This window comes from Devosia sp., from assembly GCF_036563435.1.
In the GTDB taxonomy this organism is placed as follows: domain Bacteria; phylum Pseudomonadota; class Alphaproteobacteria; order Rhizobiales; family Devosiaceae; genus Devosia.
Window position 1 is genome coordinate 160,912 of sequence record NZ_DATCMJ010000008.1, and the last position, 12,931, is coordinate 173,842.

A 12,931-nucleotide genomic window follows, 5' to 3' on the forward strand; every position below is an offset into this window, starting at 1 on the left:
TCACGTTCACATATAAAGGGAGTATTGATCAATGAAATTGCTGCGTGTTGGCGCCAAGGGATTCGAGAAGCCTGCGATCCTCGCCGAAGACGGATCCATCCGGGACCTTTCTGGCATCGTGGGCGACATCGGTGGGCAGACACTCACGCCCGAGGGCTTGGCCAAGATCCGTGGCCTCGACTTGGGCGTGCTGCCCAAGCTCGACAGCAGCGAGCGGATCGGGCCATGCGTGGCCAATGTGGGAAAGTTCATCTGCATCGGCCTCAACTATGCCGACCATGCCGCAGAAACCGGCGCCGCCATCCCGGCCGAGCCGATCATCTTCATGAAGGCCACCAGCGCCATCATCGGCCCCAATGACGACGTGATCATCCCCAAGAATTCCATCAAGCCCGACTGGGAAGTCGAGCTCGGCGTCGTGATCGGTAAGGAGGCGCGCTATGTCGAGGAAGCCGACGCCATGGAGCATGTCGCCGGCTATTGCGTGATCAACGACGTGTCCGAACGCCACTTCCAGACCGAGCGCGGCGGCACCTGGGACAAGGGCAAGGGCAGCGACACCTTCGGGCCGATTGGCCCCTGGCTCGTGACCCGCGACGAAGTGGCCGATCCCCAGCAGCTGTCGATGTGGCTCGAAGTCGACGGCAAGCGTTACCAGAACGGCTCCACACGTACCATGATCTTCGGCGTGGCCCATGTCGTGTCCTATGTCAGCCAGTTCATGAGCCTGCAGCCCGGCGACATCATCTCCACCGGTACGCCTCCAGGCGTCGGCATGGGTATCAAGCCAAACCCTGTCTGGCTGCAACCGGGCAACGTCATGCGCCTCGGCATCGAAGGCCTGGGCGAGCAGCAGCAGAACGTCAAAGCCTATAGCGCCTGATTGGCGTCATGCGTCCGGTCTCGCCACCCGGCGAGGCCGGACCCCCGGATCAGGGCCGGCGCGCCACGAGGTCGATCTCGACCAGCGCACCCACCGCCAGCGCCGTCACGCCGACCGTGGTCCGCGCCGGCAGCTTCCCCGCGTCGAAAAAGCTCGGCCACAGGGCATTGAGAGCCGCATAGTCTCGCTCGAACGCCGTCAGGTAAATGCGTGCCATGGTGACATGCTCGAGCCCAAGGCCGATGCCGCCGAGCACGATCTTGAGGTTTTCGACCACTTGCCCGGTCTGTGCCTCGATCCCTTCGGGCAGGGGTGCATCCGGCGCGGCCGGGTTGGTCGGCATCTGCCCCGTGACGAAAACCCAGCCATCGGCCTCCACCGCATGGGAGAACGGCGCAACGGGCCGCGGTCCCGAGGCAATCATGTGATGCAGCAAATCGCCCATGGCACGGCTCCAGCAATTCTTGGTGCGGCACGACAGGCCGGTCGGCCGTGCTATAATGCTGCCACCGTCTGCGTCAACTTAGGGCTGTGGCCGCGCAAGGCGGACCCGGCGAAAGGACTATCATGACTGACACCGACCTCACCGTAGTGCGTGAAGAAAGCGGCAACCGCGGCCGCTATGTCATCCACCTTGCTCCGGGCTTTGAAGCCGAGATGACGTTCCGCAAGGCGGAAAACGGCACCATCACCATCGATCACACCGGCGTTCCGCGCGAATACGAAGGCCGTGGCATCGCCGCCAAGCTGGTCAACAAGGCCATCGAAGATGCGCGGGCAGAGGGTTTCAAGATCACCCCGCTCTGCTCCTATGTGGTTGCCCAGTTCCGGCGGCACCCTGACTGGTCGGACCTCCTGGCCTAATGGCCGGAGGCGCTGCGCTGGCGGAAGATCTCCGTCAGCCGCGCCAGGGCGACAAGATGCACATGCTCGGCCGTCGCCGGCTCCTTGAGGCAGATCACGTCGGTCACCACCGTGAAGATGCAGCCGTTGCGGATTCCCGAGGCGGCAAATTCCAGGCGCCGCCGCTCAGGCCAGTAGCGGGCATAGGTGACCGTGAACTGCATCAGTAGCCGAAGCGCACCGCCTCCTGCGTCTCGGCCTTGATCGCATCGAGCTTGTCCCACGGAATGGAGACGGTCGGCGCCCCATAGGCATAGGCCGAGACCTCATAAGGCTGGAACTGGATCACCAGGCCATAGTCGTTGGAAATATCCCAGCGCGTGGGGTCAACGACAAGCTCGGCAATGTCGCTCTTGTCTTCCACCATCAGCCATTCCCCGTGCTGCAGTTGCAGCTGCTCCCAGGTGGCATCGACCAGCGTCTCCGACCAAGCCGCGCCAGTGAAGAGATCGCTGGCAATCACCTCGCGTTCTTCGGGCACGTAGTAGTGGAGGTAGCTGATCGTGTAGTTGCCATGGGCGGCGCCATGGCCGAACCAGTATGTGGTGGCTTCGAGCGTGATGCGATTGGTGCCGGCCACCTCCTTGACCTCCACCGAGTGGCTGGTATCGGCCGAATTATCGAAGCCCTCCCCCTGCTCCGGATTGCCTGATTTCTTGAGGCCCTCCACCCGCTCCGACATGTAGCTGTTGAACGCTTCAGCCAGCGAGTCGTCTTCGTCGAGAAGAGGATAGCTCAGTTCATGCCGCGCTACTTTCCAGTAGGAATCGGGATCCTCGGCTTCGTTCGGATCCGGCAGCGCACCATAGTAGCCCTGGACCAGGAAGCGGTGACCGCCCAGCATGCGGCTTTGCTCGAGCGCCGTGCTGCGCGTCTTGAACACATCGATCAGGCAAGAGGTCCCCTGCTCCCCATAACTGTCTGAGGTCATCGGTTCGGCATTGTCGGTGCAGGCGCGCTGGGCGAAATCGAGCCAGTTCCGCTGGTCGGTCCGCATCAGGTTGACCGACGCCTTGGTCAGCCCGCCAGTCGCGGTGGCGAAGGACTTGGCCAGGATCTCGTCCGCACGCGACAGGTCCGGCGTTTCGCAGATGGCTTTTTCAAACGGCGTCTCGGCCTTGCTGCAATCGAAGCTCGCGGCCTCAGCTGGAGGCAGGGCGAAAGCGCCCAGCAGGAGCATGGGAGTGGCAAGACGCAGCAGATTCATCGGGTCAACCCTCAACGGCAACGCGCCAAGGCTGGCAGGCCCCGCGCGTCGCGTCAACGGTCACCACCGCTATCTTGGGAGGCGTTCAGCGTCCGAGAAAGCGCTGCGTCTCCCGCAACTCCTCCTGGCGCAGCTCATGGCCACCCTCGTGCCAGAAGAGGCTGGCCTTGGCACCATTGCGCGTGAAGTAGTCGGCCAGCGCCTGCGTTGCCGAGGCTGGCGCGATCGGGTCGCGCCGCCCCGCCGTGATCAGCACCGAGCGGCCGACGAAGTCCGCATCGGCAGGAATAAAGGGAATCAGTGGGTGCATCAGCACGGTCTGGTCGAACAGACCCGGCTGGGAAAACTGCACAGCGGCAAGGATGTTGGCGCCGTTCGAATAGCCGAGGCCGATCACCCGCCGCGGCTGCGACTCGTCACGCCGCTGGGCCACGAAGTCCGCCATCTGCCCTGTCCGCAGGCGAAGGTCGTCCATGTCATAGACGCCTTCGGCGGTACGGCGGAAATAGCGCAAGGCGCCGCCTTCGCTGACGTTGCCGCGTGGAGCCACGACTCTCGCATCGGGCAGTAGCTGCTGGCCAAGATCGAAAAACTGGTTCTCGTCGCCGCCCGTGCCATGAAAAACAAACAAGAGCGGCGCCGTTGCGTCGCTGCCCTGGTGTTCGCGGTACTGGTAATCGGCCATAGCAGGTCTCCCGGTGTGTCCCTGCTATATCGGCCGCCACAATGTGCCGGCAATGCCGCCGATCGGCCACGCATCGTTGCCGCTCGTGGAACAATGCAGGCGCGCGGAGGTAAATGAGGCCGGAAAGGAAAAGGCCCAGCCTACTCGGTGAGTAGACTGGGCCTTTTTTGGTTGCGGGAGCAGGATTTGAACCTGCGACCTTCAGGTTATGAGCCTGACGAGCTACCGGGCTGCTCCATCCCGCGTCAATCGAAGCGACCGTGGCCGCAACGTGAGGCGTATATAGGGGGTGCATGCGGATAGCTCAACCCCTAAAGCGGGTTTGCGTGACGCTTTTTTGACGGTGCATATGAAGCGGCAGCAAGGCTGTCATTTCCCCTTCTTTCAGCTAGGCTGCCCGCGATTTGATCCGCCTGCCGAGGAATGAAGATGAAGCTCAAGCCGCTTGGCCGCACCGATGTCATGGTCACCGAACTGTGCCTAGGCACCATGACCTGGGGAAGCCAGAACACCGAGGCTGAAGGCCATGCGCAGATCGACATGGCGCTCGACGCCGGCCTCAACTTCATGGACACGGCGGAGCTCTACGCCGTGCCGCGCAGCCCCGAGACCTCGGGGCGTACCGAGGAGATCATCGGCAACTGGTTCAAGAATACCGGAAAGCGTGACAAGTGGGTCCTGGCCTCAAAGGTCGCTGGAGGCCCGGTCGATTTCCTGCGCAATGGCACCCGCACCACGGGCAGGACCCTGCGTGAAGCATTCGAAGCCAGCCTGCGGCGGCTGCAGACCGACTATGTCGACCTTTATCAGATCCACTGGGCCGGCCGCGGCAGCTATAATTTCGAAGGGTACTGGAGCTACGAACCGCACAAGCAGGACACCGCCGACACCCTCGCCAATATCGAGGATATGCTTGAAGCCCTCGGACGGCTCGTTGACGAGGGCAAGCTCCGGCATGTGGGCGTCTCCAACGAGACCACCTGGGGCATCAGCCAGTGGCTGCGCATCGCCGAAACGCGCGGACTGCCGCGCCTCGTTTCGGTGCAGAACGAGTATAGCCTCCTGCGCCGCATCTTCGATCATGACCTGGCCGAACTCAGCCACCACGAGGATGTTGGGCTGCTGGCCTACTCGGCCCTCGCGGGCGGCCTGATCACTGGCAAGTATTTCGACGGCCAGATGCCAAAGGGCAGCCGAGGCGACTACCAGAAGGGCTTCTGGCGCCTCAACGAGCATTCCGAAGCGGCCGGCAAGGAATATATCAAGCTGGCGAAGCGCCACGGTCTCGATGTGGCGCAGATGGCCATCGCCTTTGCGCTGACGCGTCCCTTCATGACTTCGGTGATCGTTGGCGCGACCAGTACGGAGCAACTGGCCAACGCCATCGGCGCACGGGACCTCACCCTGTCGCCTGAACTCCTGGCCGAGATCGATGCCATCCACCACCGCTACCCGCGCCCGATCTGAGGGCATGTGATAGAAAAGCACCAACATTGTTTCGGGGGCGCCCCGTGTCCACCACGCTGATCTCGACCTTCTTTCCGCTGGTCTGTTACCTGGCCTACAACATCATTGTGCCGCAGATCGAAAAGCTGCGCCCCTCGTTGTCGGTGATCATGAACATGCAGCGGCGGCGCTGGGTGGCGAATGCCACAGTGCGCGAGTCCCCATTCGACGCCATCCTCTCGGGCAATATCATGGGCTCCGTGAGCTTCCTGGCCTCGACCGCCGTGCTTTTGATCCTCGCGATCTTTGCGGTCTTCGGCCAGGTGCCGGCGCTGATGGAAGCGCTCAACTCGCTCTCTCTGGACCGGACCTATACGACGCTCGACGTGCAACTGCACCTTGTCGTCATGCTGGCCATGTTCGTCCTGGCCTTTTTCGCCTTTACGCTGGCGCTGCGTCAGTTCAACCACTTCTGCATCATGCTGGGGGCGATCGACCACTCCGCTCCCACGTCCGAGGAAGAGATCGACGCCATCACCCGCATGAACGCGCTCGGCGCCAAGAACTTCAACAGTGGTATTCGCGCCTACTATTTCTCGGTCGCGACTGTCGCCTGGTTCGTCTCCGAGTGGCTGCCGATCGCCACGTGCATCGCAACCATCCTCATCTTGGCGCATCGCGAATTCTTTTCGTCCGCCCACCGCACCGCAGCCTCCGCCGCCCTCATCGCCGCACGACGCTCCGGACCCAAGCAACCTTAGAGATATTGCCGAAGGAAGCGCGCAACGTCGGCCAGGACTGGCGCAAGGCGGCGTCCTGGAATGCTGAGGGCAAGCAAGGTATGGGGATGACCCAGGCTTGGGTAATGCTTCTCCACCGCGATCCCTCCTTCCCGGCGCAACTTCGCTGCCAGTACCTTGGTATTGCGTGGATAAACAATTCGGTCCTTGTCACCGCTGGCAAGAAAGGCGGGCGGTGAAGCTCGCTTGGCGTGATTGATCGGCTGCGTCCCCATCGGATCTGGAGCGGCACCGAAGACCCGCAGCGAGATGGGTCCATCGAAGGGCATGAAATCATAGGGCCCGGAGAGCCCCACCATGCAGCATATGCGATCAAGCAGTCCCCGTCGCTCGAGGTACTGAGGGTGCAGGGCCAGCATCACGGCGTTATACGCTCCTGCAGAATGCCCCATCAGCGCCAAGCTGTTGGGGTCCCCGCCATAGCGCTCGATATGCGCCACCGTCCAGGCGAAGGCATCGGCACAGTCCTCGAGGAACAGTGGATACTCGACCTCGGGAACCAGCCGGTAATCGGCAATCACCGTAACATAGCCCAGTGCTGCCATGGCGCGGCCGGCAAAATCATAGTTGCGCCGATCGCCGTCGCTCCACGAGCCGCCATAGACAAAGAACACCACGGGTACGGGTTGCTTCAGCTTGCGCGGTGCATAAACGTCCAGCCTGTGCCGCTCGCCGAGACCATAGGGAATGCTGCTTGCAACTTTGCGGGAGCGCCACTCCTTGGGGCAGAGGGCGTTGAACAGGCTGAACAGAGAAATTGGCATGGGTCCCGATCTCGTTGGGAGAAGCAACGGGCGGGCGGAGGATTATGTTTCGTCGTGGCGACGCGACAATTCTGACATTGACATTCAGCTAATCGAGTCGCTTTATGCGCCCGATCGCCACAAGACGTTTATCCGGCCATGCTCGTTTGTCAGTGCAACATGATCACCAGCAAGGAGATCGAGAACATCGTTCTTGATTTGCTCAAGACTGATCCCTGGCAGCTGGTTGTGCCCGCCAAAGTCTATAGTGAGCTGAATCGTCGCGCCAAATGCGGCGGTTGCGTGCCGAATGTGGTGGACATTATCGTCCGCGTCACCGAAAACTACCACTCGCAGCAAGCCTTGGAGACCGGTGAGGTTGTTTCCCTCCCCTCTGGGCTAGAAAAGCTTAAGAAACAGCAGAGTGGAGTACGTCGTGAAAGGCGAAGCACAGGTCATCGAGCGGCTTAACGAGGCCCTCTTTCTCGAACTCGGTGCGGTCAACCAGTATTGGGTGCATTTCCGTCTTCTGGACGACTGGGGCTACAAGAAGCTCGCGTCCAAGGAGCGGGCCGAGTCGATTGAAGAAATGCATCACGCCGATCGCCTGATCGAGCGCATCATCTTCCTCGAAGGCCATCCCAACCTCCAGCGCGTGGCGCCCCTGCGAATCGGGCAGACCATCAAGGAAGTGCTGGAAGCCGATCTGGCTGGCGAATACGAGGCGCGTGAAGCCTATCGCAACAGCCGCGAACTCTGCGCGCAGCTACACGATCACGTGTCCAAGCAGCTGTTCGACGAGCTGCTGGCAGACGAAGAAGGCCATATCGACTTCCTCGAAACCCAGCTTGAGCTCCTGGCCAAGATCGGCGAAGAGCGTTACGGCCAGCTCAACGCCGCCCCGGCCGACGAAGCCGAATAATCATCACCCAAACCGCCCGGAACCAAGTTCCGGGCGGTTTTGCTTTGCCGGCAAGAGGGCTTCATGACCTGGCACACCGGGCGCCTAATCGATCACGTTCACCTGCGCGCCAGGAACTTCCTTAATACCCGCTACTTCTACCAGCAGGTGCTGGCAACCTTGGGCATTGCCATCGAGCAGCAGGGTGAGGGCTGGTTCCAGGTCGACGAGCTCTTTGTCGACGCGGCCGATGCGCGAACCGTCCCCACCCATATCCACCTGGCCTTCCAGGCTCGGAATCGCGAGATGGTGGACGCCTTCTACAAGGCGGCCTTGGCTGCCGGCGGCACCGACAACGGCAAGCCCGGTAAGCGGCACTACCACCCCGGCTACTACGGCGCCTTTGTGCTGGATCCGGACGGCAACAATATCGAGGCCGTGTATCACGGACCCGTACACCGCTCCGCCGACTCCGTTCGGCTGGACCCCGCCTAGTTCTCGATCGGCTGGAACATCTCGTTCATCTGCTGCACGATCTGGTCCATGGGCGCGATCGACTCCGGCAATTGCTCGGGTGGTTCGGGCGCAACCGCGACATAGGGCACGCCGCTAGGAAATGCCCCGAACATCTGGAAAAAGGCGACCATGTCGTCGAGCACCGGCATGCGCCAACGCCACATGGCGCCAATCGCCAGCACCGGCTCCATATGGCCAAAGCCTTGATAATATCGGGTGGTGACCCAGACGCCGCTATCCTTGAGCTTTTGCGCAAACCGCTCGGTATTCTGCATGCGCACAATTGGATCGGATGTCCCCGTCGCCAGGTACATTGGCGGCGCGGCGCTAGTCACGAGATTGATCGGCTGCGTACCCTCGGGGCTGGGCGCTTTGCCGAACACGTCGCGCACTTCGTTGTATTCAAAGGGATAGAAGTCGAATGGCCCTGAAAGCGCGGCAACACCGCGGATCGGCATTGTCACCCCATATTCGTGCATGAAGGCCGGATCGAGCGCCAGCATGGTGGCATTGTAGGCTCCGGCAGAATGCCCAGCGAGGAACAGGCGATTGGGGTCACCGCCATAGGATGCAATATTGTCCTGCACCCAGCCGAGTGCCTTGGCACTGTCGTAGAGAAAGTCGGGATAGGCGACTTCCGGATAAAGCCGGTAGTCGGCAATTACCACGACGAAGCCGCGCGCGGCCAGAGCCTGACCGACGAACTGATATTCGTAACGCTCACCGCGGCTCCAGCCGCCGCCATAGATGAAGAAGACCACCGGCGCTAGAGCACCGCGTGCTTCGGGGGCGTAGACGTCCAGTTTGTGGCGCGGACCATCTGCATAGGCGATGCTGTCGCCTACCTTGACCGTACCGCCATCCATCGCCGCCGGCAGGTTGAACGGGTCCATGATCGAGACGGCATGGGCGCGCGGCATCACGGCCAGTGACAGGGCAGCGGCGAGCAGGGCACGACGGGACAGGGTGAAGCTGGACATGGGAAACAGTTTTGTTGGAAGAACGTCTGTCTAGCAGGCAAAGCCGGGCAGATTGTGGCACCGCAATGGGCGAGGGCGAGCGTCCCGAATGTGTGGAGACGACCCGCCCTCTGCTTAAGCACCCTCAAGGTGCCGTCATAGGGTTAACATCCGGCTAGCGTTTTAGCCACTCCTGGCTAACGTTTAAGCCTCTCGAGGAGCCGACCTGAGATGTGTCCATCAGCTGGTAGCCCCGCCTGCTGCTGATAGGCAATCGCGGCTGCCCGCGTCTTCGGTCCGATCACCCCGTCGGGGGATCCGACGTCAAAACCTGCTTGATTGAGAAGGCTTTGCAGCTCAGCCCGCTGGTTCTTGGTCAACGCATAATCGCCTGCCGGCCAAGGCGTAGCAAAGCTTCCCCCGCCGATGATCCGATCGGCCAGATGACCCACGGCAAGCGCGTAGCTGTCAGAATTGTTGTAGCGCTTGATCACATCGAAATTCGGCAGCAGCAGGAAGGCCGGCCCGGCCGCACCCGCCGGCATGTACAGGCGGCCGACATCGCTCGCCCGCGGGAACGGCTTGCCCGACACGCGTTGGATACCCATTGCCTGCCACTGGCTGAGCGGTGCGCGCTCGAGTTGGCGCGCCTGGGCGAAGTTGAAGCCGCTAGGGAGCTTCACCTCATAGCCCCAGGTTTCTCCGGGCCGCCAGCCGAAGCTGTGGAGGTAATTGGCGGTCGACCCAAGCGCGTCCTGCACCGAATTCCAGATGTCCTTGCGTCCGTCGCCATTGTAATCGACGGCATAGCGCATGAAGCTCGACGGCATGAACTGCGTGTGCCCCATGGCCCCCGCCCAGGAGCCGGTCATGTTATCGGCGCTCACATGTCCATCTGAAATGATGCGTAGAGCGGTGAGCAGTTCATCGCGGAAAAAGTCGGCGCGATAGCCTCCTTCCGTTAGCGTCGCGAGAGCATGAATCGTGTGCTCGCCCCCCATGAAGCCACCATAGTTGGTTTCCATGCCCCAGATCGCCAGCACGACTTCTGGTTGCACGCCCCAGCGTTGTTGCGATCCGGTCAGCGTCTGGTTCCATTCGGTCCGCATCGCCCGCCCCTTCTGCGCCTGGGCAGCAGTGACCCGACGGTCGATATATTGCTGCACAGTCTGCGAGAATTCAGGCTGCTTCTTCGTCAACTCCATGACCTTGGGGATGTAGTTGTAGCCGGTGAAAGCCGCCTCGAAGGCGGAGCGGCTGACGCCGCGCGCTTCGGCCAAGGGCCAAAGGCTCCGCACGAAATCGGCACTGTTAGCCAGAGATGGAGCGACCCCGCCCAAGCTCAACACCAAAGCCGCAGCCAGGGCACAACAGGTCCGGCGGATACCCACAAGCTTGCTTTTCGAGCGGAACATACGAGGCCTCCTGATACGCACAACACCATGCGCCCGTTGAGCCGAGTGGGCGCGTATCAGAATTTTAACGCATCGGATTAAGATCGGCTTAAGCCTGACGCCGAAGCGCGATCACGATTGATCAACCGGCAAGCCACCTTCGGCACCGCCGAGCAAAGGCGGCTGCTTGCGCTTCTTCTCTGCGGAAGGAGCCACGTAGGTCACATGCGGATAGGGGATTTCGATGCCGCGCTCCTCGAAGACCTTCTTGAGAATCTCGCTATAGGTCCGGCCGGCGCCCCAGTGCTTTCCCGGAAGCGTCTTGATCCTGGCCCGGACGGTGATGGCCGAGTCGGCGAAGGCGATCACACCCTGCATGTCCAGTTCGTCTAGGATTTCGTCCTTGTGTTCGGTCTGCATAAGGAGATCGAAGGCATCATGCATGGCCTGCTTCACTTCGTTGATGTCGCTATCATAGGCAACGCCCACTTCGGCAACATGGAAGGAGAAGCCGCGCACCATGTTGGAAACCTGTGCCACCGATGAGAACGGAATGAGGTGCACCGTCCCGTTCAAATCGCGGATGGTGACAGAGCGGATGGTCAGCTTCTCGACTACGCCAGAGCGCCCGGCCGCCTCGACGACGTCGCCCTCGTTCATCACGTTCTCGAACTGGATGAATATCCCGGTGATGATATCTTCGACGAGCTTTTGCGCGCCGAAACCGATGGCGAGGCCGATCACGCCGGCACCGGCCAGCAGGGGCGCGATGTTGACTCCAATCTGTGCCAGAGCCAGCATCACGCCGAACACCGCCAGGGCTATGGTGAAGGCATTCCTGAACAAGCCCAGGAGAGTCTTCTCACGCGCCGTCGGCGTTTTTCCGCTGTTGGAGCTGAGCCGGAATTCGATCCACGAAGACACCGCGATATAGAGCGCAAGGCAGCCGATAATGATGATCGCCGCCGAGATCACCGAGCCCACCGCCTGTGCACCACCGTCGCTGGCGATCCAGCCCACGACATCGAAGATCAACCAGGCCTGCGCCATTGCCATGAAGACAATAGCGACCACAAACCAGCGGACGACACCCATGATCAGCGGCACAAAAGCGGAGAGGCGCTGCTCGAGCGAGGGCAGCCGCGTCTTGACGTCTGGGGGCAACTGAAGGCCAATGCCCGCCAGCCGAGAGATAAAGGCAAAGACAGCCACCCCGAAGGCGATGGCGATCAGCGACTGCGCAGTCGCTGACAGCATGAACGGCAGGGCCTCCTCGGGGTTGGTCAGCCAGACAACGAACAACGCGATCAGGTAGGTGATTACCACTACGTGCCAGTAGAGCGCCAGGGGGCGCAGCAACTGCGCAACCCCGCTCTGCTGTCGGCGCTCGGCGATCGTGACCAGATGCGCACTGGTGGCCGCCCGGTTTTGCAGCACAATGATCACGGCAAGCGTCAAGGCCGCTGCCATGACCACAATCTCGGCAAGCCGGCCCACGCCTGGCGAGACGTGATAGGCAAGGACAGGACGGACGAAGTAGATGGTGTAACCCACCAGCCAAACCAGGCGGTTCGACCAGAAGGTCCAGTAAGCGGCGGCCTCGTCGTCCAAAGGGAGCCAGCGGATTGCCAGATGCCTCGGCTGCAGAAGCGCCCGGATGGCAAGCTTCACCAGTTCCACGATCAGGAAGGCCGCCAGCAGCAGCTCGACCGTAACCTGGAGACCGCCAGCCACACCACCCAGCATGGCGCTCGTCACATAACCGGCAAAGGCTGCCAGCAGGATCGAGCCAGCATCAATAGCCAGAACTACAAGTGAACCTCCAAGACGTACAGGGAACCCCCGCCCCTTCATGCGGCGCTCAACACCGTTGGCGGCCCAGTTCACGATGATCCGCAGAACCAGGAAGCTGCCATAGATCGCCACAAAGATCAGGAGCACGTCCAGAGCTGTTGCCGCCACCATGCCAGCATCCGCATTGGCCAAACCACCCCGCTGCACTTCTGCCCAGAGCACAAGCGCCGCTTGACGCAACTCGCCGAAGGCTTGTGCGGCCGAGGCGGTAAAGGCTGAGAACTGCTGGACGATGTTTAGGCTTGGGACACTCTCAGCCTCGGTTGCGGCAGACCTGGTTTCCGTACCGGCGTCGCGAAGGCGCTGGATGAGTTCGCCCCGGGCGGTGTCGTCTTCGAGGATCCTGATCAGCGTATCGATCTCGCCGGTCGCTGCATCTGCCTCGCCAGCCGTTGGATCAGCGGCCTGCTCGGCATTCGAGGAGCCACCGAACGACAGCGGAGACTGCGCGGCGGCAAGATTGGGCAGCAGGCAAAGCAGAACGAGCAGGAAAATACGCATGACGTCCGTGGGATCTGGATATTGGTGGGTATGCTTATCGCAGAGGAATGAGGATAAGCTTTGGCCTTGTTGGATCACAAGGCACTGCGGCCTGCATAGTTGCGCTGTCCCAGAACGCAACAAAGCCCCCGGAGCTTTT

General features: G+C 61.5%; 15 protein-coding genes and 1 tRNA gene. 7 read left to right on the forward strand and 9 right to left on the reverse strand.

Features of this window, described 5'->3' with window-relative positions:
* The first annotated feature begins 31 nt into the window (after nt 1–31).
* Complete coding sequence (locus VIL88_RS05690; protein ID WP_331986853.1) at nt 32–883, forward strand: fumarylacetoacetate hydrolase family protein; 852 nt, start codon at nt 32–34, stop codon at nt 881–883.
* Nucleotides 884–932: 49 nt separating this feature from the next.
* Here the strand turns inward: VIL88_RS05690 and VIL88_RS05695 are convergent, their stop codons facing one another.
* Nucleotides 933–1,319, reverse strand: coding sequence for a RidA family protein (locus VIL88_RS05695; RefSeq protein ID WP_331986889.1), 387 nt, complete (start codon nt 1,317–1,319; stop codon nt 933–935).
* Nucleotides 1,320–1,450: 131 nt separating this feature from the next.
* Between VIL88_RS05695 and VIL88_RS05700 the strand changes: the two genes are divergently transcribed.
* A complete protein-coding gene (locus tag VIL88_RS05700; protein ID WP_331986855.1) occupies nt 1,451–1,747 on the forward strand; it encodes a GNAT family N-acetyltransferase in 297 nt (98 codons plus the stop codon).
* On the opposite strand, the gene VIL88_RS05705 is transcribed toward VIL88_RS05700, so the two are convergent.
* From VIL88_RS05705 to VIL88_RS05720, 4 genes are all read right to left on the reverse strand, one after another.
* Nucleotides 1,744–1,950: a hypothetical protein gene (locus tag VIL88_RS05705; RefSeq protein WP_331986857.1), complete on the reverse strand. Its 207-nt coding sequence runs from the start codon at nt 1,948–1,950 to the stop codon at nt 1,744–1,746. The two genes, VIL88_RS05700 and VIL88_RS05705, sit on opposite strands and share 4 nt — an antisense overlap.
* A complete protein-coding gene (locus tag VIL88_RS05710) occupies nt 1,950–2,993 on the reverse strand; it encodes a DUF3298 domain-containing protein (protein ID WP_331986859.1) in 1,044 nt (347 codons plus the stop codon). The genes VIL88_RS05705 and VIL88_RS05710 overlap by 1 nt, the downstream gene beginning before the upstream one ends.
* 85 nt (nt 2,994–3,078) lie before the next feature.
* Nucleotides 3,079–3,678, reverse strand: coding sequence for an alpha/beta hydrolase (locus VIL88_RS05715; protein ID WP_331986861.1), 600 nt, complete (start codon nt 3,676–3,678; stop codon nt 3,079–3,081).
* Nucleotides 3,679–3,846: 168 nt separating this feature from the next.
* A tRNA-Met gene (locus VIL88_RS05720) sits at nt 3,847–3,923 on the reverse strand.
* 184 nt (nt 3,924–4,107) lie between these two features.
* Here VIL88_RS05720 and VIL88_RS05725 point away from each other — a divergent pair.
* Nucleotides 4,108–5,145 (forward strand): aldo/keto reductase, encoded by a 1,038-nt coding sequence (locus VIL88_RS05725; protein WP_331986863.1) that lies wholly within the window; start codon nt 4,108–4,110, stop codon nt 5,143–5,145.
* Nucleotides 5,146–5,189: 44 nt separating this feature from the next.
* Nucleotides 5,190–5,885, forward strand: coding sequence for a DUF599 domain-containing protein (locus tag VIL88_RS05730; protein ID WP_331986864.1), 696 nt, complete (start codon nt 5,190–5,192; stop codon nt 5,883–5,885).
* Here VIL88_RS05730 and VIL88_RS05735 read toward each other — a convergent pair.
* The gene (locus VIL88_RS05735) at nt 5,882–6,688 is read right to left on the reverse strand and encodes an alpha/beta hydrolase (protein ID WP_331986866.1); all 807 of its coding nucleotides are present in this window, start codon (nt 6,686–6,688) and stop codon (nt 5,882–5,884) included. The genes VIL88_RS05730 and VIL88_RS05735 overlap by 4 nt on opposite strands.
* A gap of 138 nt (nt 6,689–6,826) precedes the next feature.
* Between VIL88_RS05735 and VIL88_RS05740 the strand changes: the two genes are divergently transcribed.
* The 3 genes from VIL88_RS05740 to VIL88_RS05750 all read left to right on the forward strand — a co-directional run bounded on the left by VIL88_RS05740 (nt 6,827) and on the right by VIL88_RS05750 (nt 8,063).
* Nucleotides 6,827–7,138, forward strand: a complete 312-nt coding sequence (locus tag VIL88_RS05740; RefSeq protein WP_331986868.1) for a (2Fe-2S)-binding protein — start codon at nt 6,827–6,829, stop codon at nt 7,136–7,138.
* Complete coding sequence (gene bfr / locus VIL88_RS05745; RefSeq protein WP_331986870.1) at nt 7,104–7,589, forward strand: bacterioferritin; 486 nt, start codon at nt 7,104–7,106, stop codon at nt 7,587–7,589. Before VIL88_RS05740 ends, bfr begins: the two co-directional genes overlap by 35 nt.
* Nucleotides 7,590–7,652: 63 nt before the next feature.
* Nucleotides 7,653–8,063, forward strand: coding sequence for a VOC family protein (locus tag VIL88_RS05750; protein ID WP_331986872.1), 411 nt, complete (start codon nt 7,653–7,655; stop codon nt 8,061–8,063).
* Here VIL88_RS05750 and VIL88_RS05755 read toward each other — a convergent pair.
* The 3 genes from VIL88_RS05755 to VIL88_RS05765 form a co-directional block, all read right to left on the reverse strand.
* Nucleotides 8,060–9,064 (reverse strand): alpha/beta hydrolase, encoded by a 1,005-nt coding sequence (locus VIL88_RS05755; protein ID WP_331986874.1) that lies wholly within the window; start codon nt 9,062–9,064, stop codon nt 8,060–8,062. The genes VIL88_RS05750 and VIL88_RS05755 overlap by 4 nt on opposite strands.
* Nucleotides 9,065–9,240: 176 nt before the next feature.
* Entirely contained in the window at nt 9,241–10,458 is a 1,218-nt protein-coding gene (locus VIL88_RS05760) for a lytic murein transglycosylase (RefSeq protein ID WP_331986876.1), read from the reverse strand.
* 111 nt (nt 10,459–10,569) lie between these two features.
* Nucleotides 10,570–12,792 carry a mechanosensitive ion channel domain-containing protein gene (locus VIL88_RS05765; protein ID WP_331986878.1) on the reverse strand — a complete coding sequence of 741 codons (2,223 nt, stop codon included), beginning with the start codon at nt 12,790–12,792 and terminating at the stop codon, nt 10,570–10,572.
* Between the last annotated feature and the right edge of the window lie 139 nt (nt 12,793–12,931).